Source organism: Streptomyces sp. NPDC101237 (assembly GCF_044767465.1).
GTDB lineage: Bacteria > Actinomycetota > Actinomycetes > Streptomycetales > Streptomycetaceae > Streptomyces > Streptomyces gramineus.
This window is the reverse complement of record NZ_JBIWNY010000015.1, coordinates 32778-55323: the sequence shown is the minus strand read 5'-3', so window position 1 is coordinate 55323 and position 22546 is coordinate 32778. Positions and strand designations below refer to the sequence as shown.

23 protein-coding genes are annotated in these 22546 nt (G+C 73.8%); 8 read left to right on the top strand and 15 right to left on the bottom strand.

Annotation, left to right across the window (positions count from 1 at the left end; translation table 11 throughout):
• Position 1 precedes the first annotated feature (1 nt).
• Positions 2-733 (top strand): hydrogen peroxide-dependent heme synthase, encoded by a 732-nt coding sequence (gene hemQ, locus ACIRQ9_RS23250; protein ID WP_404176564.1) that lies wholly within the window; start codon positions 2-4, stop codon positions 731-733.
• A gap of 6 nt (positions 734-739) precedes the next feature.
• Here hemQ and ACIRQ9_RS23245 read toward each other — a convergent pair whose 3' ends face one another.
• From ACIRQ9_RS23245 to zapE, 13 genes are all read right to left on the bottom strand, one after another.
• Positions 740-2380, bottom strand: a complete 1641-nt coding sequence (locus tag ACIRQ9_RS23245) for an alpha/beta hydrolase (protein ID WP_404176561.1) — start codon at positions 2378-2380, stop codon at positions 740-742.
• Between the two features lie 154 nt (positions 2381-2534).
• Complete coding sequence (locus ACIRQ9_RS23240) at positions 2535-3314, bottom strand: TIGR04222 domain-containing membrane protein (RefSeq protein WP_404176558.1); 780 nt, start codon at positions 3312-3314, stop codon at positions 2535-2537.
• A 96-nt stretch (positions 3315-3410) separates the two neighbouring features.
• Positions 3411-4205: a DUF4142 domain-containing protein gene (locus ACIRQ9_RS23235; RefSeq protein WP_404176555.1), complete on the bottom strand. Its 795-nt coding sequence runs from the start codon at positions 4203-4205 to the stop codon at positions 3411-3413.
• 152 nt (positions 4206-4357) lie between these two features.
• Positions 4358-5626: a DUF692 domain-containing protein gene (locus ACIRQ9_RS23230; RefSeq protein ID WP_404176552.1), complete on the bottom strand. Its 1269-nt coding sequence runs from the start codon at positions 5624-5626 to the stop codon at positions 4358-4360.
• 120 nt (positions 5627-5746) lie between these two features.
• The gene (locus tag ACIRQ9_RS23225; RefSeq protein ID WP_404176549.1) at positions 5747-6538 is read right to left on the bottom strand and encodes a DUF4142 domain-containing protein; all 792 of its coding nucleotides are present in this window, start codon (positions 6536-6538) and stop codon (positions 5747-5749) included.
• A 106-nt stretch (positions 6539-6644) separates the two neighbouring features.
• Complete coding sequence (locus ACIRQ9_RS23220; RefSeq protein WP_404176546.1) at positions 6645-7337, bottom strand: peptidyl-tRNA hydrolase; 693 nt, start codon at positions 7335-7337, stop codon at positions 6645-6647.
• 61 nt (positions 7338-7398) lie between these two features.
• Positions 7399-7581, bottom strand: coding sequence for a hypothetical protein (locus ACIRQ9_RS23215; RefSeq protein ID WP_404176543.1), 183 nt, complete (start codon positions 7579-7581; stop codon positions 7399-7401).
• A gap of 18 nt (positions 7582-7599) precedes the next feature.
• Positions 7600-8460, bottom strand: coding sequence for a polysaccharide deacetylase family protein (locus tag ACIRQ9_RS23210; RefSeq protein WP_404176540.1), 861 nt, complete (start codon positions 8458-8460; stop codon positions 7600-7602).
• Positions 8461-8512: 52 nt separating this feature from the next.
• Positions 8513-9382 carry a slipin family protein gene (locus ACIRQ9_RS23205; protein WP_404176537.1) on the bottom strand — a complete coding sequence of 290 codons (870 nt, stop codon included), beginning with the start codon at positions 9380-9382 and terminating at the stop codon, positions 8513-8515.
• A 145-nt stretch (positions 9383-9527) separates the two neighbouring features.
• A complete protein-coding gene (locus ACIRQ9_RS23200) occupies positions 9528-11012 on the bottom strand; it encodes a SulP family inorganic anion transporter (protein WP_404176534.1) in 1485 nt (494 codons plus the stop codon).
• An 8-nt stretch (positions 11013-11020) separates the two neighbouring features.
• Entirely contained in the window at positions 11021-11599 is a 579-nt protein-coding gene (locus tag ACIRQ9_RS23195; protein ID WP_404176531.1) for a carbonic anhydrase, read from the bottom strand.
• Between the two features lie 84 nt (positions 11600-11683).
• Positions 11684-12079, bottom strand: a complete 396-nt coding sequence (locus tag ACIRQ9_RS23190; RefSeq protein WP_404176528.1) for a hypothetical protein — start codon at positions 12077-12079, stop codon at positions 11684-11686.
• 192 nt (positions 12080-12271) lie between these two features.
• Positions 12272-13396, bottom strand: a complete 1125-nt coding sequence (zapE, locus tag ACIRQ9_RS23185; RefSeq protein ID WP_404176524.1) for a cell division protein ZapE — start codon at positions 13394-13396, stop codon at positions 12272-12274.
• A gap of 37 nt (positions 13397-13433) precedes the next feature.
• Here zapE and ACIRQ9_RS23180 point away from each other — a divergent pair, with 37 nt between their 5' ends.
• From ACIRQ9_RS23180 to ACIRQ9_RS23160, 5 genes are all read left to right on the top strand, one after another.
• Complete coding sequence (locus ACIRQ9_RS23180) at positions 13434-14213, top strand: pyrimidine reductase family protein (protein WP_404176521.1); 780 nt, start codon at positions 13434-13436, stop codon at positions 14211-14213.
• A gap of 155 nt (positions 14214-14368) precedes the next feature.
• On the top strand, positions 14369-14842 hold the full coding sequence (locus tag ACIRQ9_RS23175; RefSeq protein WP_404176518.1) for an indole-3-glycerol phosphate synthase: 474 nt from the start codon (positions 14369-14371) through the stop codon (positions 14840-14842).
• Positions 14843-15025: 183 nt separating this feature from the next.
• Positions 15026-16414, top strand: coding sequence for a UDP-N-acetylmuramate--L-alanine ligase (gene murC, locus ACIRQ9_RS23170; protein ID WP_404176515.1), 1389 nt, complete (start codon positions 15026-15028; stop codon positions 16412-16414).
• Between the two features lie 13 nt (positions 16415-16427).
• Complete coding sequence (gene msrB / locus ACIRQ9_RS23165; RefSeq protein WP_351940091.1) at positions 16428-16835, top strand: peptide-methionine (R)-S-oxide reductase MsrB; 408 nt, start codon at positions 16428-16430, stop codon at positions 16833-16835.
• 258 nt (positions 16836-17093) lie between these two features.
• A complete protein-coding gene (locus tag ACIRQ9_RS23160; protein WP_404176512.1) occupies positions 17094-18395 on the top strand; it encodes a PP2C family protein-serine/threonine phosphatase in 1302 nt (433 codons plus the stop codon).
• Between the two features lie 19 nt (positions 18396-18414).
• Here the strand turns inward: ACIRQ9_RS23160 and ACIRQ9_RS23155 are convergent, their stop codons facing one another.
• Both ACIRQ9_RS23155 and ACIRQ9_RS23150 read right to left on the bottom strand, forming a co-directional pair.
• Positions 18415-19851, bottom strand: a complete 1437-nt coding sequence (locus tag ACIRQ9_RS23155) for an ATP-binding protein (RefSeq protein WP_404176509.1) — start codon at positions 19849-19851, stop codon at positions 18415-18417.
• Positions 19848-20543 (bottom strand): response regulator transcription factor, encoded by a 696-nt coding sequence (locus tag ACIRQ9_RS23150; RefSeq protein ID WP_404176506.1) that lies wholly within the window; start codon positions 20541-20543, stop codon positions 19848-19850. The genes ACIRQ9_RS23155 and ACIRQ9_RS23150 overlap by 4 nt, the downstream gene beginning before the upstream one ends.
• Positions 20544-20694: 151 nt before the next feature.
• Between ACIRQ9_RS23150 and ACIRQ9_RS23145 the strand changes: the two genes are divergently transcribed.
• Both ACIRQ9_RS23145 and ACIRQ9_RS23140 read left to right on the top strand, forming a co-directional pair.
• The gene (locus ACIRQ9_RS23145) at positions 20695-22032 is read left to right on the top strand and encodes a ferric reductase-like transmembrane domain-containing protein (protein WP_404176503.1); all 1338 of its coding nucleotides are present in this window, start codon (positions 20695-20697) and stop codon (positions 22030-22032) included.
• An 11-nt stretch (positions 22033-22043) separates the two neighbouring features.
• The gene (locus ACIRQ9_RS23140; protein ID WP_404176500.1) at positions 22044-22436 is read left to right on the top strand and encodes an FMN-binding protein; all 393 of its coding nucleotides are present in this window, start codon (positions 22044-22046) and stop codon (positions 22434-22436) included.
• Positions 22437-22546 lie beyond the last annotated feature (110 nt).

Genomic DNA, 22546 nt, shown 5'->3' with positions numbered 1-22546 from the left:
CATGAGTGACGACGCCCCCACCACCGCCGCCGAGCGGATCCCGAACAAGGGCAAGCTGGCCAAGGACCTCAACGAGGTCATCCGCTACACCCTGTGGTCGGTCTTCAAGCTGAAGGACGTGCTGCCCGAGGACCGCACGGGCTACGCGGACGAGGTCCAGGAGCTGTTCGACCAGCTCGCGGCCAAGGACGTGACCGTGCGCGGCACCTACGACGTCTCCGGTCTGCGCGCCGACGCCGACCTGATGATCTGGTGGCACGCCGAGGACAGCGACCAGCTCCAGGAGGCGTACAACCTCTTCCGTCGCACGAAGCTGGGCCGCGCCCTGGAGCCGGTCTGGTCGAACATGGCGCTGCACCGCCCCGCCGAGTTCAACCGCTCGCACATCCCGGCCTTCCTCGCCGACGAGACGCCGCGCAACTACGTCAGCGTGTACCCGTTCGTGCGCTCGTACGACTGGTACCTGCTGCCCGACGAGGACCGCCGCCGGATGCTCGCCGACCACGGCAAGATGGCCCGCGGCTACCCGGACGTGCGCGCCAACACGGTCGCCTCGTTCTCGCTCGGCGACTACGAGTGGATCCTGGCCTTCGAGGCCGACGAGCTGTACCGCATCGTCGACCTCATGCGCCACCTGCGCGCCTCCGAGGCCCGCAGGCACGTCCGCGAGGAGGTCCCGTTCTACACGGGCCGCCGCAAGGACGTCGCGGAGCTGGTCGCGGGCCTCGCCTGACGACGCTCAGCGCCGGCCGGCCTTCCCCTTCGGGGACTCCCGCAGCTTCCTGGGCTGCTGGGCGCGGCCGGCCGGCTTCGGCTCCGGGTGCGCCGCGCAGGACGCCCGCCGCTCCGGGAGCCGGCCCTCCAGCAGGTAGGCCTCCAGGTAGCCGTTGACGCACTTGTTGGGGCCGCCGCCGATGCCGTGGGTGCCCGCGTCCCGCTCGGTCACCAGCACCGAGTCGGCCAGCCGCCGGTTCAGCTCCAGCGCGCCCGCGTACGGCGTGGCCGCGTCCCGCTCCGCCTGGAGGATCAGCGTCGGCGGCAGTTCACCGGGACCGGTGCGCACGTCCAGGGCCTTCTGCCGGGGCACCGGCCAGTAGGCGCACGGCAGGTTCATGAAGGCGTTGTCCCAGGTCTCGAACGGCGCCACCCGCGCCAGCCGGGTGTTGTCCCGGTCCCAGGTCGCGAAGTCCGTCGGCCAGGGCGCGTCGTTGCACTCGACGGCCGTGTAGACCGCGTTGCCGTTCTCCGCGGCGGCGGCGGTCGCCTGCGTCGGCGCCGCCAGGCGGACCAGCGGCTTCGCGTCGCCCTTCAGGAACTTCGACAGCGCCTCCGCGCGGCTCGGCCAGAAGTCGTCGTAGTACCCGGCCGTCAGGAACGCGCCCTGCAGCTGCGCCGGACCGACCTTGCCGCCGGCCGCCTTCTTGGCCAGCCGCTTGCTCGCCCGGTCGTAACTCGCCTGCACCTTCGCCGCCGTGTCGCCGAGCCCGTAGGCGTCGTCGTGCCGGGCGATCCACTCCCGGTAGTCCGCCCAGCGGCCCTCGAACGCCGCCGACTGGTCGAGGTTGGCGCGGTACCAGATCTGCGCCGGGTCCGGGTCGACCGCCGAGTCCAGCACCATCCGCCGCACGTGCGAGGGGAACAGGGTGGCGTACAGCGCGCCGAAGTAGGTGCCGTAGGAGGCGCCCATGAAGGTCAGCCGGTTCTCGCCGAGCGCGGCGCGCAGCACGTCCAGGTCCCGGGCGTTGTTGAGCGAGGTGTAGTACCGCAGCTTCGACCCGGACCGCTTGAGGCAGCCGCGCGCGTACGCCTTCGCGTCCGCGACCCGGGCCTTCTTGTACGCGGCCGAGGGGTGCGCCGGGGACGGGGAGGGCGCCTTGTAGAAGCGCTTGGGGTCCACGCAGGACAGCGGCGCCGAACGGTCCACGCCCCGCGGCGCGTAGCCGACCAGGTCGTACGCGGCGGCCAGGCGCTTCCACTCGGGGAGGGTGCCGACCATCGGGAAGTCCATGCCGGAGGCGCCGGGGCCGCCGGGGTTGTAGACCAGCGCGCCCTGCCTCGGCACCTTGCGCTTGCTGTTGTGCGGGTCCTTGTGGGTGGCCCGCACCCGGCTGACGGTCAGCCGGATCCGCTTGCCCTCCGGGTGCGCGTAGTCCAGCGGGACGCTCAGCGTGCCGCACTGGAAGGAACTCGGGTACTCCAGCGCGGCGGCGCACTTGCCGAAGTCGATGCCCTCCGCGCGCGCTCGCGCGGCGGCCACGGCGGTGCCGCGCAGTTCGGCCGCCGCCGTGTCCGGGACACGCGGGGCGCTGCCGGCCGGGGCGGCGGCCAGGGTGGTCAGGAGCAGGGAGCCGGCTGCCGAATACAGGACGGGGGCTCTCATGTGGGGGTATCCCTTCGGTGCGGTCGCTGCGTGGCGCGGCAGCAACGGCACCGCAGCGACTGCACGGCAGCAATAAAGGGATATTTCGATCGGTCGGCGGCGAAGGCAAGCACCATGGGCCGGTGTCGGCGCCAATGCCCCTGTACGCCCCCGCTCACTCCCGCGGGAGCTGGTCCCGGTGTGCGAACGCCGCACGCAGCTCCGGTTCGCCGATCGCGCGGACGCCGCGCACGGCGACGGAGGCGAGGAACGAGTGGTCGTCGGCCGCCCGCCCGGCCCGCCGGCGCACCCCGCCCAGCAGCCGCTGCCCGGCCGGGGAGGCCCAGCGCGCGTACGGGTGCGCCTCGACCCGGGCCATGCCCAGGCAGCTCAGGGTCAGGACGAGCGGCAGCGCGAACCACACGGCGATCAGGTCGCGCGGCATCCCGGCCGGGGCGGGCAGTGTCAGGGCGGCCACCGCCAGGCCGGTCACGGCGAGCGCCGCGGCCCGCACCTGGCGCACGCCCGAGGCGACCGTGGTGCGCGCCGCCGCGTCCGGCACCGCGAGGCCCGCCCGCACCAGCCCCTCGCCGAGGCTGCGCACCGCGTCCGTGTCGGCCGCGGCGGTCCGCACCGGCGCTATCCGGGACTGTCCTTCGGGCCCGATGGCGCCTATCACGGAGCGCTCGATCTCGTCCCGCGCCCGGGGGTCCACCACGGTCGCCCAGCCGGTGTGGGCGAGCAGCAGCCGCCGCTGGCGGGCCATGGACACCAGGGTCAGGTCGGCGACCCGCGCGGGTCCGCCGGACAGGAACGCGGCCTCGTACAGCGTCAGATCGCGGCCTCGGACCGGGGCGGTGTCCGCGGCCGCCGCGCGGACGGCGGCCAGGCACAGCCGCGTGCAGGCGGTGCCGGCGACGGCCCAGGCCAGGAGCAGGAGAAGCACCCAGAACATGACGTGTTTCTATGCCAGGGCCTTCGGAAACACCATGCCCTGTTCACATCCCGGACCGAGTGTTGTCGGTACGTGACGTTCCGTTTGCCGCCCAGGTCAGGGGGTGCCGGTCGGCGGGGGACTGGAGGCGGCGGGCGGCAACGGGTAGGCGGAGGCGGTCTGCGGGGACGGCGGCGGGGACGGCACGACCGGGATCGCGTCGCCCGGCGCGAAGACGGGCGGCGAGGAGACCGGAGCGGGGGTGGCCGTCAACTGCCGGGCCAGCGCGTCGAAGTCGACGTACCCCGTGGCCTCCAGCATCTTGATGTGGTCCAGGACGGTGGTGTTGGCGTCGTCGGCGAGACCGCGGACCAGGATGTTCTGGGTGCCCGCCCGGACCTGGGCGACGACCGGGAAGACCCGGCCGTGCGCCAGCCGCAGGATGTTCGCGAACTGCCGGTCGAAGTCCTGCCCCTGCGCCTCGGCCAGCGTGGCGAGCCACTGGCGCTGCTGGTCGTTGGGCTGGTTGGGGATCGGCAGGCCGAGGATGCCGGCCACACTGCGCACGTGCGCGTCCAGGGTGGTGTGCCCGTCGACGAGGTGCTGTCCGGCGGCCCGGACGGCCTGGGTGGTGCCCTTCTCCTGCGCCATCTCGCCGGCCGGCAGCTCCCAGAGCCCGGCGAGCCGCACCTTGACGACAAAGTCCCGGTCCAGGGCGGACAGCGGGCCGTAGCGGGTCGGCACCGTCTGGGCACTGAGCACGTTCACCGAGCCGGTCGGGTCCGAGCGGTCGGCGTACGACCAGATCGGGAAGACCAGGGCGGCGAGGGTCGCCGCGAGACAGGTGAGGAGCAGCCCGGTGCCGGTGAACAGGCCTCGGCCTCGGACGGGGGGTCGGTAACGTGCGTGCATGATGCCTCCTGCGCCGCACGGCTCAGGCGTCGCGGTGCGGGCTTGGCATAGTACCGAGGCGGTGGGGCGCGGCCCGGGGCCGAGGGGGGGCGCGGTCCGGGCCCGGACGCCGGGTGCGGACCCCGCGGCGCACGCCCCGACGGACGGCGCCCTCATCCTCGTCGCAGCGGAGCCCCGCGCCGGGGCGCCGCGCCCGCGCGGTCCAGCCACCACTTCTCCAGGCGCCGCCGGGAGACCCTGCCGCCCGCCCGGCCGTCGCGCAGCAGCCGTCCCGCGAAGTCCAGGGCGTCGCGCCGGTAGCCGCCGGTCATCGGCTGCTCCTGCGCGTACGCCAGGAACCGCGGCCGGTAGGAGTCCCCGAGGATCTCGGGCAGCTCCGGGGCCACCTTGGCCACCACGTCCGCCCGCTTCGAGGCCAGCGCCCGTGCCTGCACGCCCATCCGCACCCGGTCGAACCCCTCCGGCACCGGTGTCCCCGCGACCAGCGCGGACAGCACCGCGGCCTGACCGAGACCGACGCGCTGCCGGGTGGCGTCGGACACCTCGGGTACGGCGGGCGGCACCGGAGGAGCGGAGCGGCCGCCGCGGTCCCCGCCCCCGGCCGCCACGGCCCCGCGGATCGCCGCCAGCTCCCGCTCCAGTTCGGCCGGTTCGGGGAAGTTCTCGTCCCGCTCCAGCAGCACCCCCGGCGGCGTGACCCGGGACGCGAGGCCGCTCAGCACCTCCAGGACCTCCGGGGGCACCGGGTGGGCGTGGCTGTCGTGCCAGACGCCGTCCCGCTCGAAGCCGCCCGCGACATGGACGTAGGCGATGGCCTCGACGGGGAGTTCGGCGAGGGCCTCGGCCGGGTCCTCGCCCCGGTTGACGTGGTTGGTGTGCAGGTTCGCCACGTCGATCAGCAGCCGGACCCCGGTGCGGTCCACGAGGTCGTACAGGAACTGCCCCTCGGTCATCTCCTCGCCCGGCCAGCCGATCAGCGCGGCGATGTTCTCGACGGCGAGCGGTACGGGCAGCGCGTCCTGGGCGATCCGCACGTTCGCGCAGAGGACGTCGAGGGCGTCCCGGGTGCGGGGCACCGGGAGGAGGTGTCCGGCCTCCAGCAGCGGTGTGGCCGTCAGCGGGCCGCCCGCGCGGACGAACGCGATGTGCTCGGTGACGAGGGGGGAGCCCAGCGCCTCGGCGCGCTCGGCGAGCGCCGCGAGCCGGTGCGCGTCCGGCCGGTCCGCGCCGCCGAGGCCCAGGGAGACACCGTGCGGTACGACGGTCACCCCGCGCTCGCGCAGCCGCCGCAGCGACTCGGGCAGGTGGCCGGGGCAGGTGTTCTCGGACACGACCTCGACCCAGTCGACGGGCATGCGCTCCACGGCGTCCGCGATCTCCGGCCGCCAGCCGATGCCCGTTCCCAGCCGCTCCAGGACCATGGTCCTCCCCCTCCTCCGACTGACCGGGGTATGGCCCCGGAGCGCGTCCGCGAACCGCGTTGCCTGCCGCTTCAGAGCAACATTTGAGGTTCGGGTCCGCGCTCCGGGGAGCTGTGCGGGCTATCCGCCGAGCACACCCAGCGAGTCCACCGGGTCCGGGCGGGCGGTGTTCACCGTGCCCGGCGCGCCGGGCGAGGGCCGGGACGAGACCCGCACGTCGCCACTGGCCCGCGCGGCCGGGGCGGAGGGCACCACCACCCCGGGTGCCGGCACCGGAGGGCCGGTCGGGCTCGCCGTCGCGGAGCCGGCGATCTCGTCGGCGATGGCCTCGAAGTCGACCTTCCCGGTCTTCTCCAGGACGGTGATGTGGTCCAGCACGGTCTGGTTGGCGTCCGAGGCCAGCTGCCGGACCAGGCTGTTGCGGGTGCTGTTCCGCACCGCGCCGATGGCAGGGAAGATCTTGCCGTGCGCGGCACGCAGCAGGTTCACGAACGTGTACTCGTACTCCGCGCCGGTCGCCGCCGACATCTCCCGCAGCCAGCCCTGCTGCTGCTCGTTGGGCACGTTGGGCAGCTCGACACCGAGCTGCCCGGCGACGATCCGCACCCGCCGGTCCAGGTCGGTGTGACCGACGATCAGATGGTCCCCGGCCTCCTTGATCTCCGCGCTGGGCGCCCGCTCGACGGCCTGCTGCCCGGCCGGCAGCTCCCAGAGGCCGGCCAGCCGGACCCGCACGATCAGATCGCGGTCCGAGGCGGACAGCGGCCCCCACTGGGTGGCCACGGTGCCGGCGGCCAGGTTGGCCTGCCCGGTGCCTGAGCGGTCGGCGTAGGACCACACGGGATAGGCGAGCACGCCGGCCGTGGTGGCGAGGGCCGCCAGGATCATGGCCGTGCCGTTGAAACGCCGCAAGGAGTGCCTCCCCGTGTCGCAGGTCCAGTGACCGGACGTACGGGCGCGGCGGCCGCGGTGTTCAAACAAACGGCAAAGTTCGTCAGGGAATTCAAAAAGTCGCTGGTCAGCGAAGGGCGGGATGGTCCGCGACGACGGTGCAGCTGCCCGGCGCGATCTCGGTGAAGCCGGCGTCCCGCACCAGCGGCAGCCCGCCGTCGGTCAGGCCGCGCCACTCGGCCGGAGCGGCGGTCCGCACGGCGAGCGGGAACCCGGCCTCGCGCCAGGCCTCGCGCTCCTCCGGCGGCAGCGCCCACCAGGCGAGCTGGGCCCCGTGCCCGGCCTGCGCCATCGCCTTGCCCGCGGACATCTCCAGCCGAGGGTTCAGCCACAGCACGGGCCGCGTCCGGTCGGCGCCGGCGGGCGGCTCCGGGTCGTCCAGCTCGGTCCCGGACACCTGCAGCTTCGCCAGTTCCTTGGGCCAGCCGTCCAGCGGCACCGGCGGGAACACCCGCACCTCGGCGGACTTCCCGGTGAGCGTGATCCCGGGCAGCTCCCCGGCCCGCCGCCACTCGGACCCGCGGGCCCGCCGCACGACCTTGCGGATCCGGGCGTCCTCCCAGTCCCGGACCGCCGTCGCCCATTCGCCGTCGCCGAGCGCCCGCGGATCGCTGAGCAGCGTCAGCACGGCCCGGGCCGCGGTCTCCAGGGCGTCGGTGCGGGCGGGCGGGGCGGCCTTCTCGATCCGCACGACGAGGGGCAGGACGAACTGGGGTGCTTCGTCCCGGCTGTTCGCCGAGACCTGGAAAGGAGCGCTCACCCGGACACCCTAAGGGGCCGTGCGGCCGACCCGGTGACCGGCCGGGTCCCGTCCCGGCCGCTCACCCCGAGCAGGCGCCGCGCTGCGCCTCCTGCCATGCGCACCGTGGGCACATGGTGACGCCCCGGTACGACTCCGGGTACTCGGTCGGCTCCCGGCACAGCACGCACTCGGCGTACGGCGCACCGCCCGTCTCCGGCGGTGCCGGCGCCCCGGCGGGCGTGGGGTACACCTCGTCGCTCATGCCTCCAGCGTAGAACGGTCAGCGATGGCCTGGCGTCTGCCCGATCAGCTCGGAGACCTTCACGAACCGGAAGCCCCGGTGCCGCAGCTCGGGAACGACGTGGCGGACCACCTCCTCGGTGGTCGGGGCGGCGCTGCGCGTGCAGTGCATGACGACCACGGAGCCGGGCTTCACCCCGTCCAGCACCTGCTGGGTCACGGCGTCGGCGTCGGTCGCGAACGCGTCGCCGCTCACCACGTCCCACTGCACCGCGGTGACCCCGAGCGAGCCGACCGCGCGCCGTGCCTGGTCGTCGTAACAGCCGCCGGGAAAGCGGAAGTACGGCATCGGATGCGGGACGCCGGCCCGCAGCAGGGCCGCGTAGGCACGCTGCACGTCCGACTTCATGTTCGCGGCGGAGACGGTCGGCAGGCCGTAGCAGTCGCCGGTGAACGCGTAGTGGCTGTAGGAGTGGTTGGCGACGTCGAACTGCGGGTCGTGGCCGAGGGAGCGGGCCTGGTCCGGGTACTCGTCGGCCCAGCGGCCGGTCATGAAGACCGTGGCCGGCACCTTCAGCCGGCGCAGGGTCGCGATCAGCGCGGGGTTGTCGAAGTGCTCGCCCGCGGCCGCGCGCGGCCCCTCGTCGGCGGTCATGTCGGCATCGAAGGTCAGCGCGACCGTCTTGCCGGCCGTGCGCGGACCGTTGGAGAAGACGGCGGCCAGGCCGCCCGGCCCCGCGGGCAGCGTGGGCGGCTTCGCGGCGGGTGCGGGGCGGGCCGGTGCGGGGCGGGTGTGGGCGGTGGTGTGCGGGCTCGGGGCGGTGCCGCAGGCGGCGAGCGCGGCGCCGAGGGCGACGCCGGCGACGGTCCGGGCGGTAAGACGGCGTACTGGTCGGATCATCCTAGGAAAGTAGGTCGGATTGTCCGTTCTTTCGGGACGGCGCGAGTCCGGGTCACCCGGGCGGCTGCCGCACCGCCGCGGTGTCCTCCCGCACCGCTCCGTCCGAGTGAACGACTTCCGGACGGCCGGCGGGGCCGGGTGCGGCGCCGCCGGCCGGCGCGGGCTGCTGGGCCCGCTCCAGGAACCGCAGCAGCTCCACCGGGAAGGGCAGCACCAGGGTGGAGTTCTTCTCGGCGGCCACCGCCACGATCGTCTGCAGCAACCGCAGTTGCAGGGCCGACGGCGTGCTCGCCATCTGCTGGGCCGCCTCGGCGAGCTTCTTCGAGGCCTGGAACTCGGCGTCGGCGTTGATGATCCGGGCCCGGCGCTCCCGGTCGGCCTCGGCCTGCCGCGCCATCGAGCGCTTCATCGTGTCCGGCAGCGACACGTCCTTGATCTCCACGCGGTCCACCTGCACGCCCCAGCCCACGGCCGGACTGTCGATCATCAGCTCCAGCCCCTGGTTGAGCTGCTCGCGGCTGGAGAGCAGGTCGTCCAGGTCGCTCTTGCCGATGATGGACCGCAGCGAGGTCTGCGCCATCTGCGAGACGGCGAACTTGTAGTCCTCCACCTTGACCAGCGCGCTCACCGCGTCGACCACCCGGAAGTAGACGACCGCGTCCACACGCACCGTGACGTTGTCGCGGGTGATGCCCTCCTGGGCGGGGACCGGCAGCGTGACGATCTGCATGTTGACCTTGTGCAGCCGGTCCGCGAACGGGATCACCAGATTGAACCCGGGCTGCCGTACGGAACCGGTGACCCGGCCGAGCCTGAACAGGACTCCCTGTTCGTACTGCTTGACGACCCGCGCCCCCGCGGCCACGTACAGCGCGCCGGCGCACAGCGCCGCCACCACCGCGACCAGCAGCTCCTGAACCATGACGACCTCCAGCCAGAGAGGTCCGGTATGTCTGATGCTGCAACGATATGCCCGGCGGGTGCCCGGAGGCCACGGCCACCGGGAAGCAGGTCCGGGCCGGGATGCCGAGGGGCGTCGGCGTCCCGGCCCGGGAGCGGCCGCCGGTTCAGACGGCCGGGTTCCTGGTGGTCCCGGCCGATCCGGCCGTGACCCGCACCGGCTCGGTGCCGGCGTCGCTGTGCCGCTCGGCCCAGCTCTCCAGCGCGGTGCGGCAGGCGTGGTCGAGGTGGTGCAGCCCGGACAGGTCCAGCCGGACCGGGCGGTCCTGGGGCAGCGCCTCCAGACTGTCGAGGATCCTGGGCAGCCGCAGGAACGTCGCGTTGCCCGAGAGGTGGGCGTCGACCGGGCCCGCGCCCTTGTCGACCACCTCCAGCCTGATGTGCGAGGCCTCCCACGCGGTCTTGACGATCGACAGGGCGATCCCGATCAGCACGCCCTCGAACATGCTGACCGCCACGATCGACACCGCGGTGACGACCAGGACCAGCGCCTCGCCGCGGTGCTCGCGCCAGAGCACGACCAGGGCCCGTACGGGTATCAGCTTGGCGCCCGAGTACACCAGGACACCGGCGAGCGCCGGGATCGGCAGGAGGGCGAGGGCGCCGGGCAGCAGCGCCGCGAACAGCAGCAGCCAGAGGCCGTGCAGCACCCGCGACGCCTTCGTCCGGGCGCCCGCCTGCACGTTGGCCGCGCTGCGCACGATCACCGCGGTCATCGGCAGCGCGCCGAGCACTCCGCACAGGGCGTTGCCCGCGCCCTGGGCGATCAGCTCCTGGTTGTACCGGGTGCGCGGACCGTGGTGCAGCCGGTCCACGGCCGCCGCGCTGAACAGCGACTCGGCGGACGCGATCAGCGTGAACGCCACGATCGTGCCGATCACCCCGAGGTCCGCCAGCTCGCCGAAGGCGCCCGCCGTCGGCGGCTGGACGGAGCCGAGCAGCCCGTGCACCTCGACGGTGGCGACCGGGAGACCCAGCAGGAGCGCGGCCAGGGTGGCGAGGCCGACGGCGGCCAGCGGGCCGGGAACCGTCCGTACCTTCGCCGGGAGGTGCTTCCACAGGACCAGGACGGCGACGGTGCCCGCGCCGAGCGCGAGCGAGGCCAGCGCCTCCCCGTCCCCGAGCGCGTCCGTGAACGCCCGCGGCAGCCCCGCTATCTTGCCCGGCCCCGAATCGGGGGCCTTCGCGGCGAGCGCCGGATAGAGCTGGCCGGCGATCAGCACCAGCCCGATCCCGGCCAGCATGCCCTCGACCACCGAGACCGAGATGGCCCGGAACCAGCGGCCCAGCCGCAGCACGCCCATGACGATCTGGAGCACGCCGGTGATCAGCACGATCACGCCGAGCACCGGCAGCCCGAACTCCTGGACCGCCTCGAAGACGAGCACGGTCAGACCGGCGGCGGGCCCCGACACCTGGAGGCTGCTGCCGCGCAGCGCCCCGGTGACCAGACCGCCCACGATGCCGGTGACCAGGCCGAGTTCGGCCGGGACACCGGAGGCGACGGCCACGCCCACGCACAGCGGGAGCGCGACCAGGAAGACGACGAGGGAGGCGGTGAAGTCCTGCCTCAGATAAGGAAACTTGGACATCGCGACGCTCACAGGGTCTCGAACGCGTCGGTCTCGGCGCGGTGTTCGCGCACGGCACCGGTGTGGACCTCGTAGTACCAGCCGCGCAGGGTCAGTTCGCCCCGCGACAGCTTCCTGTCGATGCACGGGTAGGAGCGCAGCCGCAGCAACTGGGCGAGCACGTGGTTCTGCACGCCCTCGGCGACGGCCGGGTCCTTGGGGGTGCCGGCCGGGCGTGGCTCGGCGCGGGCCAGCCAGTCCCGTACGGCGGGTACGGCGGTCAGGTCGTCGCCGCGCACCAGCGCGCCGACGGCGCCGCAGTGCGAGTGCCCGCAGACGACGATGTCGCGGACGCCGAGCACCTCCACGGCGTACTCGATGGTGGCCGCCTCGCCGGTGGGGTGGGCCGAGGCGTACGGGGGGACGATGTTGCCCGCGGTGCGCAGCTCGAAGAGCTCGCCCGGGCGGGCGCCGGTGATCAGGGCCGGGACGACACGGGAGTCGGAGCAGGCGATGAAGAGGACCTGCGGGGACTGGCCCGCGGCGAGTTCGGCGAACTCCTCAGGGCGTTGTCCGAAGGCACGGGCGTTGTCGATGAGGGGCTGCATGACGGATCGACTCCTCCTGGCGCGCCGTGGGGGCGCGTCGGGCTTGCACGACGTTTGTGGGGGGTGAGCGGGCGAACCCGCCGCTCAGCAGCAAAAGATCTGGAGCGCGGCCGGCGAGGGGGTTCTGGACGTTCTCGGCGTGCGGTCCCGCCGGACCGCCGGGGCGGCCTGGGTCGGTATCGCCTCGGTGTGCCGCGCGGCGGGCGGACGGTCGTCGGCCCGGCCCGCGGTGGAGGTGTGCCGGCGGTCGGCCGTGCGGGGCGGGCCGGGCAGCTCGCCGCGGCGGCCGGGGCCGCGCGGGACGCGCGGGTCGTCGCGCACGAGGGCCGCGAAAGTCCGGGGACCGGGCGCGGCTTTGGCCTCTGCATGACGGATTGTGTGCGCGGATGCGAATGGTGCCACAGGTGCGAAGAACTGGACGGCGAGCAGGGCGGCGGCCAGGAGCGAGAACACGGTCCTGGCCGTCGTACCACGGAACATGAGCCCCCCTCGCGACAGTTCACGCCTCTTGTGCGCACCAAGCACGGGTCAATGGTTGGTCAAGAAACACGTTAACCCTGCAAAGTCCTTTGCAGGGTTAACTGGGTGTTGCGAACCGAAGAGAGCGTAAAAAATGCCGGTGGGGTGGCTCGATCGAGTTCCTCGGCGCGCCGTCGTGGCCGGCGGCGGCGCCTACTCGGCGGCGACGAGCCCCTTGCCGTCCCGGGCCAGGGCGGTGAGCCGGGAGATCGCGCGGAAGTACTTCTTCCGGTAGCCGCCGTTCAGCATCTCCTCGCTGAACAGCCGGTCGAACGGCAGCCCGGAGGCCAGGACCGGGACCTCGCGGTCGTAGAGCCGGTCCGCGAGCACCACCAGGCGCAGCGCGGTCGACTGGTCCGGCACCGGCCGCACGTCGGTCAGGCAGACCGCCGTCAGGCCGTCGGTCAGCGCGCCGTACCGGCTCGGGTGCACCTTGGCCAGGTGGTCCAGGAGGTGCGGGAAGTCGTCGAGGGAGGCGCCCGCGGTGGCGTACGCCGCCTTGGTCACCAGTTCCTCGGAGAACGGCGCCGGCGCCTCGGGCAGGCCCCGGTGGCGGTAGTCCTCGCCGTCGATGCGCAGGGCGCGGAAGTGGGCGGACAGGCCCTGGATCTCGCGCAGGAAGTCCGCCGCCGCGAACCGGCCCTCGCCGAGCTTGCCCGGCAGCGTGTTGGAGGTGGCGGCGAGGGCGACCCCCGCGTCCACCAGGCGGCCCAGCAGTGTCGACACCAGGACCGTGTCGCCGGGGTCGTCCAGCTCGAACTCGTCGATGCACAGCAGGCGGTGACCGGAGAGGGTCTGCACGGTCTGCTGGAAGCCGAGCGCTCCGACCAGGTTGGTCAGCTCGACGAAGGTGCCGAACGCCTTCAGCGCGGGCTCGGCCGGTGTGGCGTGCCAGAGCGAGGCGAGCAGGTGGGTCTTGCCGACGCCGTAGCCGCCGTCGAGGTAGACCCCGCGGGGTCCGGCCGGCGTCCTCGGCGCCTTCGCCTTCGCCTTCGCCTTCGCCTTCCCGAAGCCGAAGAGGCCGCGCCTGCCGCCGCCCGCCGCGTGCGCGCCGCCGAGGCCGGCCGCGAAGCCTTCGAGGACGCGCACGGCCTCGGTCTGGCTCGGCTGGTTCGGGTCCGGTATGTACGTGGCGAAGCGCACCGAGTCGAAGCGCGGCGGCGGCACCATCTCGGCGACCATCCGGTCCGCGGGGACGTGCGGCGAGCGGGCGCACAGCGACAGCGGGGCCGCGTCGGCTATGGGGCTGACCTCGGATGCGGCGGGAGAAGACGACACGGTCATCCATGGTAGTTGCCGTGCCACACTGCACGACATGCGACGCCTGTTCCCTGTGACCGAAGAGACAGCGGCCCCGGCATCCGGCGGCCCGGCCGAGGGGGAGTGGAGCCTGGCGGAGCTGGCACGGGCGTACGGCTATCCCGAGGGGCGGGAGGTCTGGCTGCGGGCCAACATGGTCTCCACGCTCGACGGCGCCGCCCAGCACGACGGCCGGTCGCAGCCCATCTCCAGCGCTGCCGACATGCGGATCTTCGGCACCCTGCGAGCCCTGGCGGACGTCGTGGTCGTCGGTGCGGAAACGGTACGCCAGGAGGGGTACAGGCCGGCCCGCGCGCGGGCCGATTTCGCCGCGGCCCGGGCGGCGGCGGGCCAGGGCGCGGCGCCCGCGGTCGCCGTCGTCACCGCGAGCCTGGACCTCGACTTCTCGCTGCCGCTGTTCACCTCGCCCCTCGTCCCGACCCTGGTCCTCACCGGCGCGGCCGCCGCGCCGGACCGGGTCGCCGCGGCCGAGCGGGCGGGCGCCCGGGTGCTGGTCGCGGGCGACGGCGCCGGTGTCGACCCGGCCCGCGCGGTCCGCCTCCTCGCCGGTCTCGGCCACACCCGGCTGCTCACCGAGGGCGGGCCCCGGCTGCTCGGGCAGTTCGTCGCCGACGGTGTCCTCGACGAGCTGTGCCTGACCGTGTCCCCGATGCTGACGGCGGGAGGGGCGCAGCGGATTTCCGGCGGCCCCGGTGTCACCGTGCCCCGGCGTTTCGAACTAGTGTCCCTGCTGGAGGAGGCCGGATTCCTGTTCGGTCGCTACCAGCGGTCCTGAATTCGGCGGAATCAACCGTTCCGCTTAGCTTCCGGCGGGCACACTGAATCCGGTAGTACCCGTGCGATCACGGGGCAGGATGGTTTCCGCAGGGTCGGCTAGGCCCAGGGAGGACAGAGGGTCCGAGTGGCCCTCTCATGGAGAAGAGGCGCCTGGTGTTCACAAGCGTTCTGATGATCGAGAAGGCCCTGACGTCCGCCGACGTGGAGTTCGTCACCACCTTGCACGGGGACGAGCAGGTCTCCTTCCACGTGCTGCTCCAGCCGCGCGGCGACCAGGCGGACCGCCTGCTGCGGGCCATCGACGACATCGCGCTCGGCGAACTGGACGAAGCAGCGCGCGAGGGCGAGACACCGCAGGGCGAGGCGGCCACGGTGCTCGCCGAACAGGCGCTGGAGGTGTCCTTGACCGCGCTGCGGGCGGCGGGCAGCCCGGCGGAGGGACGGATGGTCGAGGACCATCCGCTGGACGCGCTGAAGACGATCGTCGACGAGGTGGGCGCGGACGAGGTCATCGTCCTGACCGATCCGCACTACGTCGAGGAGTTCTTCCACCGGGACTGGGCGTCCCGGGCCCGCCACAAGGTGGGGGTGCCGGTGCTGAAGCTGTTCTCGCACAGCAAGGCGTAGCCGCGGGCGCGCACGCCGCCGGGGTGCGGTGCGCCGGCCGGTGGCGGTGCGCCGGGCCCCGGCCGCGCCGCTCCCGGCGGCCCCTCGGGGAGCCGCCGGCGCCGGTGCCCGCTGCGCGGCACCCGGTGCCCGAGCGCATAGGCTAAGGCTGCTTCCGCACGCACCGTCTCTGGGGAGAAACACATGGCACCCGGCCTTCCTACCGCCATGGAGCGACCGCACTTCATCGGGATCGGCGGCGCCGGGATGTCCGGGATCGCCAAGATCCTCGCCCAGCGCGGTGGCCGGGTCGCCGGGAGCGACGCCAAGGAGTCGGCCACCGCCGAGGCGCTGCGCGCGCTGGGCGCCACCGTGCACGTCGGGCACGCGGCCGGACACCTGGCCGACGACGCCAGCTGCGTCGTGGTCTCGTCGGCGATCCGCGAGGACAACCCCGAGCTGGCGCGCGCCGCCGAGCTGGGCATCCCCGTGGTGCACCGCTCGGACGCCCTCGCCGCCCTGATGGACGGACTGCGCCCGATCGCCGTCGCGGGCACCCACGGCAAGACCACGACCACGTCGATGCTGGCCGTCTCCCTGACCGAGCTGGGCCGCGAGCCGTCGTACGCCATCGGCGGCGACCTGGACGCCCCCGGCTCCAACGCCGTGCACGGCACCGGCGAGATCTTCGTCGCCGAGGCGGACGAGTCGGACCGCAGCTTCCACAAGTACGCGCCCGAGGTCGCCGTCGTCCTCAACGTGGAGCTCGACCACCACGCCAACTACGCCTCGATGGACGAGATCTACGAGTCCTTCGAGACCTTCGCGGGCCGGATCGTGCCCGGCGGCACGCTGGTGATCAACGCCGACCAGGAGGGCGCGCGGGAGCTGACCCGGCGGCTCGCGGGGAAGGTCCGCACGGTGACCTACGGCGACGCCGCCGACGCGGACGTACGCGTGCTGTCCGTCGTGCCGCAGGGCCTGAAGAGCGAGGTCACCGTCGAGCTGGACGGGACCGCGCTGACCTTCGCGGTCTCCGTGCCCGGCCGCCACTACGCGCACAACGCCGTCGCCGCGCTCGCCGCGGGCGCGGCCCTCGGGATCCCGGCCGCCGAGCTGGCGCCCGCGCTCGCCGCGTACACGGGCGTCAAGCGCCGCCTCCAGCTCAAGGGCGAGGCCGCCGGCGTCCAGGTGATCGACTCCTACGCCCACCACCCCACCGAGATGACCGCCGACCTGGAGGCCATGCGCGCCGCCGCCGGCGACGCCCGGATCCTGGTCGTCTTCCAGCCGCACCTGTTCTCCCGCACCCAGGAGCTGGGCAAGGAGATGGGCGACGCGCTGGCCCTGGCGGACGCGTCCCTGGTCCTGGACATCTACCCGGCCCGCGAGGACCCGCTCCCCGGCGTCACCAGCGAGCTGATCATCGAGGCCGCGCGGGCCGCGGGCGCCGACGTCACCGCCGTCCACGACAAGGACCAGGTCCCCACCGTGCTGGCGGGAATGACGAAGCCCGGTGATCTGGTTCTCACCATGGGCGCGGGCGATGTCACCGACCTGGGCCCGAAGATCCTGGAACGCCTGGCGAAGTAAGGGGCTGAGAGTCATGTCGTACGACGTCGACAAGCCGGACGAGCAGTGGCGGGCGGAGCTGACCCCGGCCGAGTACGCCGTGCTGCGTCAGGCGGCGACCGAGCCGGCCTTCGTCGGTGAGTACACCGACACCAAGACCAAGGGCGTCTACTCCTGTCGCGCCTGCGGTGCCGAGCTCTTCACCTCCGGCACGAAGTTCGAGTCGCACTGCGGATGGCCGTCCTTCTACGACCCGAAGGACACCGACGCGGTCGAACTGATCGAGGACCGCACGCACGGGATGGTGCGCACCGAGGTCCGGTGCGCGCGCTGCGGCTCCCACCTCGGGCACGTCTTCGAGGGCGAGGGGTACGCGACCCCGACCGACCAGCGGTACTGCATCAACTCGATCTCGCTGCGGCTGGCGCCCGACGAGAGCTGAGCGAGCACCGGTCCGGGCCGCGACGCCCGGACCGGCCCCGCTTGGCGGCGCAGCCGCCCCCCGGCGCCTTCCCCGCCCTCCATTCGGGCGTACCCGGTGCGTGCGGCGCCGGGACGGCTCACCGGCGGTGCCGGACCGCGTGCGGGAAGCCCCGGTGGCCGCCGCGCACGGCCGCCGGCCGCGACGGCGGCCGTGTCCGGGGCCGCGGCGGCGCGGCCGTCTGGTGCCTGCCGCGGGGCTGTTTGAGATTCTGTGAAGGTGTCGGGTGTCGCGCGATGGTTCCAGTCCCACCGGGGACCCGCGTCCGCCGACGGCCCGGGAGCACTGGACGGGCCCGCCGCGGGCGCCGCACCCGCCGCGCCCCTCAGGCTGCTGCGGACCGCCGCGGCCGGCATCGGCACCACGCTCGACGAACCCACGACCTGCCGGGAACTGACCCGCGCCGCGGTACGGCTGACCGGCGGCGGGGCCGCCGTGATGCGCCGGACGGGCGAGACCGTCTCCGGCTACGAGTCGATCACCGGCGACGCCGACCTGCTGCCCGACGCCCGCTGGGCCACCGCGGTGGCCCACGACGCCTGCTCCCCGGCGGCCGACCACTGGACGGACCCCTGGCTGGCCCGCCCGGCCGGTAGCCACACCCGCCCGGCCGTGTGCCTGCCCCTCAAGAGCGGCTCCGACCAGTACGGCGTCCTGGTCTGCGCCCGCGAGGGCAGGGTCTTCGAGCGGGCGGAGGCCGAACTGCTCGCCCTCCTCGCCGAACGCGCCGCCTCCCACATCCGGCACGCCCGCGAGTACGAGCACGTCAACCGCACCGCCGGTGACCTGCAACGCGCCCTGCTGTCCGAGCCCGGCCGGCCGCACCCCAACCTGGACGTCGCGATCCGCTACCTCCCGGCCGGCGGCCGCGTGCTGGTCGGCGGCGACTGGTGCGAGACGGTACGGCTGCACTTCGGCCGCAGCCTGCTCGTCGTCGGCGACGTGATGGGCCACGGCCTGGAGGCCGCCGTCGACATGAACGCCTACCGGTCCTCGCTGCGCTACATCGCCTCGTCCGAACTGCCCCCGCACCGGGTGCTGCGCCAGATGGACGCCCTCGCCGCCGACGAGGCGGACCGGCGCCCCGCCACCTGCCTGCTGGCCCGCGTCGACCCGAGCCGCGGTCAGGTCACCCTGTCCAGCGCGGGCCACCTCCCGCCCGCCCTGATCACCGGGGAGGGCCGCACCTCGCTGCTGCCGGTCCCGGTCGGGCCGCCGCTCGGCACCGGCTTCGGCGGCTACGAGTCGGCCACCCACCGGTTCGAACCCGACCACTCCCTCGTGCTGTTCACGGACGGCCTGGTCGAACACCGCGACGAGGACATCGACCGCTCCCTGAGCCGCCTCGCCGACCTGCGCTTCGCGCCCGCCGTCGGCGTGGACGACCTCCTGGACTCCATCGTCACCCGGCTCGACGCCCGCAACGCCGAGGACGACGTCGCGGTCCTCGCGGCCCGCCCGCATCCCCGGCAGGGCGGCTTCACCTACGAGGCGGAGGAGGAGCGGGCACCGGGGCGGTGAGATCCGGGCCGCGGCCGGCTCAGGCGGGCAGCGTCAGGGTGAACGTGGTCGTGCCCTCGGGGCCGTCCGACAGTTCGATCGTGCCGCCGTGCGCCTGCACCAGGGCACGGGCCACCGACAGGCCGAGCCCGCTGCCGCCGTGGTCGCGGCTGCGGGCCTTGTCGACGCGGTAGAAGCGGTCGAAGACCCGGGCCCGGTCGGCGGCCGGAACGCCGGGACCGTGGTCGGCGACGCGCACCGTCGCCGTACCGGGAGCGGTGGAGACCGTCACCGACACGGGCGTGCCGGCGGGCGTGTGGACCGCCGCGTTGGTGAGGAGGTTGTCCACCACCTGGCGGACGCGGACCGGGTCGAGCCGCAGCGGAACCGCGCCGGGCCCGGCGGTCACCGTCAGCGGACGCCCCGCGTGCGCCGCGCGGAACGCGTCCGCGGCCTCCCGCACCAGCTCCGTCAGGTCGGTCTCCTCCAGCCGCAGCGGCGCCTCCACCTCGGCCGCGTCGAGACGCGCGAGGAGCAGCAGATCGTCCAGGAGGACGCCCATCCGGGCGGCCTCCGCGCGCAGCCGGGCCAGGTGCTTGTCGCGTTCCGCGGGCGCGTTGGCGGCCGCGTACTGGAAGAGGTCGGCGTAGCCGCGCACCGACATCAGCGGGGTGCGCAGCTCGTGCGAGGCGTCCGCCACGAACCGGCGCAGCCGCTGCTCCGCCTCCGCGCGGACGGCGAGGGAGCGGTCGATGTGTTCGAGCATCGTGTTGAACGCGGTCCGCAGCTCCTCGACCTCGGGGCCGCCGCCCCTTCTGGCCGCGCGCAGCGGCAGCCGGGCCGCCGACTCCGTCAGGTTGTGCGAGGCGATGCCGTGCGCGGTGTGCGCCATGTCGCTCAGCGGTGCGAGACCGTGCCGCAGCACCCGGCGGCCGAACACCACCAGCGCCAGCAGCGCCAGCCCGAAGCCCACCACCTGGACCGCGACCAGCCGCCGTACGGTGTCGTCGATGCTGTCCGTGGGCGCGCCGCTGACCAGCACCACGCCCGGCTCCACCTCGCAGCCGCGCAGCCGGTACTCGCCCTTCCCGGTCAGGTCCGCGGTCCGCAGCACCTCGGTGCCGGCGGCGAGCTGCGCGCGGGCCACCGAGGTCAGCGGGGCGATGTCCTTGGGCAGGTCGCCGCTCTCCTCCGGTGTGCGCAGCACCGGCGTGCCGTGCGAGACGTCGTACACGGCGTAGTACCAGTGGTAGTACTTCTTGCCCTGCAGCGTGCCGTGCTGCGCGATGCTCTTGGACTGGGCGACCTGCGCGAGGCCCAGCTGGTCGTCGAGCTGCGCCGACAGGTAGTCCCGCATGTACGTCGTCAGGGCGGTGCCGACGACCGCGAACACCACCAGCGCCAGCGCCCCGATCCCCAGCGCCAGCCTGGTGCCCAGGCGCATGGTCCGCCAGGAGCGCCGCAGCCGGCCCCTCACTCCGCGGCCTGCCGCCGTATGACGTACCCGAAACCGCGCACGGTGTGGATCAGCGGCTCCCCGCCGGCCTCGTCCAGCTTGCGGCGCAGGCGGCTGACGACCAGCTCCACCACGTTCGAGCGGCCGCCGAAGCCGTACTCCCAGACGTGGTCCAGGATCTGCGCCTTGGTGAGCACGGTCGGCGACTTGCGCATCAGGTACCGCAGCACCTCGAACTCCGTCGGGGTCAGCGAGAACAGCCGCTCGCCGCGCCGGACCTCCCGGGTGTCCTCGTCCATCGTCAGGTCGGCGATCCGCAGCACCGAGCGCTGGAAACCGGGCCCCGCGCTGCGCCGCAGCACCGTGCGAAGCCGGGCCATCAGCTCCTCCACCGCGAACGGCTTGACCAGGTAGTCGTCCCCGCCCCTGGTCAGCCCTGCGACCCGGTCGGCGACCCCGTCGCGCGCCGTGAGGAACACCACCGGCACCATCGCCCCGGAGCGCCGCAGCCGGTCCAGGACGCCGAAGCCGTCCACGTCCGGCAGCATCAGGTCGAGCACGACGATGTCCGGCCGGAACTCGGCGGCCCGGGCCAGCGCGTCCTCGCCGGAGTACGCGGTGACGGCCTCCCAGCCCTCGTACCGTGCCACCGTCGCGACCAGATCGGCGATCGGCGGGTCGTCGTCCACGACGAGGAGTCGTACTTTTTCCACCCGCTCATACTGCGGCACACGGCGGCGGAGGCCAGACCCGCGCCCGCCCCGGGACCACATCGACAACCAGTTGAAAGCCGTTCGACAGGAAAACGACAGCGACCGCGGGTGAAGCTCGACTCAAAGGACCCGATCAAGGAGCTGCCGACCCGTGACGACCGTCCCATCACCCCCCGCGCCCCGCACGGCGACACGCCCGGGGGTGGTGGCCCGCACGGGCCTGTACGCCGTGCTCGCCGTGAACGCGGCCGTGGTCGCCTGGTTCTTCACCCGGGCGGGCTTCGCCTCCAACGCCCTGATCGTGATCGGGCGCCTGCTCGGCCTCTACGGCGCCCTCGTCATGGCCTTCCAGCTGGTGCTGGTCGCCCGGCTGCCCTGGCTGGACCGCCGGATCGGCATGGACCGGCTCACCTCCTGGCACCGGTGGACCGGCTTCGCCCTGCTGTGGACCCTGCTCGGACACGTCGTCTTCATCGCCTTCGGGTACGCCGACGGCACGGACGTCGGCCCCGTCGGCGAGATCGTCGACCTCGCCGGGACGACGGAGGGGATCCTGCGCGCGGTCGTCGCGTTCGGCGTCCTCCTCGTGGTCGGCGCCGTCTCGGCCCGCTCCGCCCGCCGCCGGCTCGCCTACGAGACCTGGCACTTCGTCCACCTGTACACCTACGTGGCCGTGGTCCTCGCCTTCACCCACCAGGTCGCGGTCGGCACGACGTTCACCGCGTCGCCCGCCGCGACGGCCTACTGGTACGCGCTGTGGGGCGCCGCGCTCGGCTCGGTGGCCGTCGGCCGGCTGCTCCTGCCGCTGTGGCGCAACCACCGGCACCGCTTCCGGGTGTCGGCCGTCGTCCCCGAGTCGGACCAGGTGGTCTCGGTCTACGTCACCGGCCGCGACCTCGACGAACTCGGCGCCCGGGCGGGCCAGTTCTTCCTGTGGCGGTTCCTGACGAAGGACCGCTGGTGGCAGGCGAACCCGTTCTCCCTGTCCGCCGCCCCCGACGGCCGCACCCTGCGCCTGACCGCCAAGGCCGTCGGCGACGGCAGCGCCGCCCTGCGCCACCTCAAGGCCGGCACCCGGGTCTTCGCCGAGGGCCCCTACGGCGCCTTCACCGCCCTGCACCGCCGCAGGACCGAGTCCCTGCTCATCGCGGGCGGCGTCGGCGTCACCCCCGTCCGTGCCCTCCTGGAGGACCTGGACGGCCACACGGTCGTCATCTACCGCGTCGCGGCGGAACGGGACGCCGTCCTCCTCGGCGAACTGCGCGACCTCGCCGTCGCCAAGGGCGCCGAACTGCACCTGGTCACCGGGCCGGCGGTCCCCGACAGGCTGGCGCCGGGCGAACTGGCCCGGCTGGTGCCGGACATCGCCGACCGGGACGTCTTCCTGTGCGGGCCGCCGCCGATGATGAACGCGGTCCTGCGCACCCTGGACGACCTGGGCGTGCCCACACCGCAGATCCACTTCGAGCGTTTCAGCATGGCGGGATGAGAGGGACACCTGTGAAGCGAGCCGTATCCGTCGTCGCCCTCAGCATCGCGGGCCTGGTGCCCGTCTGGCGCTACGAGCCGTCCGCCGGCGGCACCGCGGTCTCCGCGGCCCGGCCCGCGCCGGACTCCGCGGCCGCCACCGCCACGGGCACCGCCGTCAAGGGCACGACGGTCGAGACCGAGAAGGGACCCGTCCAGGTCCGGGCGACCTTCGACGGCGACCGGATCACCGCGGTGACGATGCTCCGGCAGCCCGACCACCCGCAGACCACGGCGGCCGTGCCGGTCCTGATCGCGGAGACGCTGAAGGCGCAGAGCGCGCACGTCGACACCGTGTCGGGCGCGACGGTCACCAGCGACGGCTACCGGGAGTCCCTGCAGGCGGCCATCGACGCGAGGGGCTGACCGTGCGCCGGGTCGAACACGCCATGGGCTTCCCGGCCGCCGCCTGAGCCCCGCGCACCCGCGCGGTCCGGAGCCCGACGGCAGGTCACAGAGTGAGGACGACGGGTCGG

What these genes read in the sequence shown, in the direction of transcription:
- hemQ (WP_404176564.1), top strand. Translation starts at nt 2, where the DNA reads ATGAGTGACGACGCCCCCACCACCGCCGCCGAGCGGATCCCGAACAAG.
- ACIRQ9_RS23245 (WP_404176561.1), bottom strand. Translation starts at nt 2,380, where the DNA reads ATGAGAGCCCCCGTCCTGTATTCGGCAGCCGGCTCCCTGCTCCTGACC.
- ACIRQ9_RS23240 (WP_404176558.1), bottom strand. Translation starts at nt 3,314, where the DNA reads ATGTTCTGGGTGCTTCTCCTGCTCCTGGCCTGGGCCGTCGCCGGCACC.
- ACIRQ9_RS23235 (WP_404176555.1), bottom strand. Translation starts at nt 4,205, where the DNA reads ATGCACGCACGTTACCGACCCCCCGTCCGAGGCCGAGGCCTGTTCACC.
- ACIRQ9_RS23230 (WP_404176552.1), bottom strand. Translation starts at nt 5,626, where the DNA reads ATGGTCCTGGAGCGGCTGGGAACGGGCATCGGCTGGCGGCCGGAGATC.
- ACIRQ9_RS23215 (WP_404176543.1), bottom strand. Translation starts at nt 7,581, where the DNA reads ATGAGCGACGAGGTGTACCCCACGCCCGCCGGGGCGCCGGCACCGCCG.
- ACIRQ9_RS23210 (WP_404176540.1), bottom strand. Translation starts at nt 8,460, where the DNA reads ATGATCCGACCAGTACGCCGTCTTACCGCCCGGACCGTCGCCGGCGTC.
- ACIRQ9_RS23205 (WP_404176537.1), bottom strand. Translation starts at nt 9,382, where the DNA reads ATGGTTCAGGAGCTGCTGGTCGCGGTGGTGGCGGCGCTGTGCGCCGGC.
- ACIRQ9_RS23200 (WP_404176534.1), bottom strand. Translation starts at nt 11,012, where the DNA reads ATGTCCAAGTTTCCTTATCTGAGGCAGGACTTCACCGCCTCCCTCGTC.
- ACIRQ9_RS23195 (WP_404176531.1), bottom strand. Translation starts at nt 11,599, where the DNA reads ATGCAGCCCCTCATCGACAACGCCCGTGCCTTCGGACAACGCCCTGAG.
- ACIRQ9_RS23190 (WP_404176528.1), bottom strand. Translation starts at nt 12,079, where the DNA reads ATGTTCCGTGGTACGACGGCCAGGACCGTGTTCTCGCTCCTGGCCGCC.
- ACIRQ9_RS23180 (WP_404176521.1), top strand. Translation starts at nt 13,434, where the DNA reads ATGCGACGCCTGTTCCCTGTGACCGAAGAGACAGCGGCCCCGGCATCC.
- murC (WP_404176515.1), top strand. Translation starts at nt 15,026, where the DNA reads ATGGCACCCGGCCTTCCTACCGCCATGGAGCGACCGCACTTCATCGGG.
- msrB (WP_351940091.1), top strand. Translation starts at nt 16,428, where the DNA reads ATGTCGTACGACGTCGACAAGCCGGACGAGCAGTGGCGGGCGGAGCTG.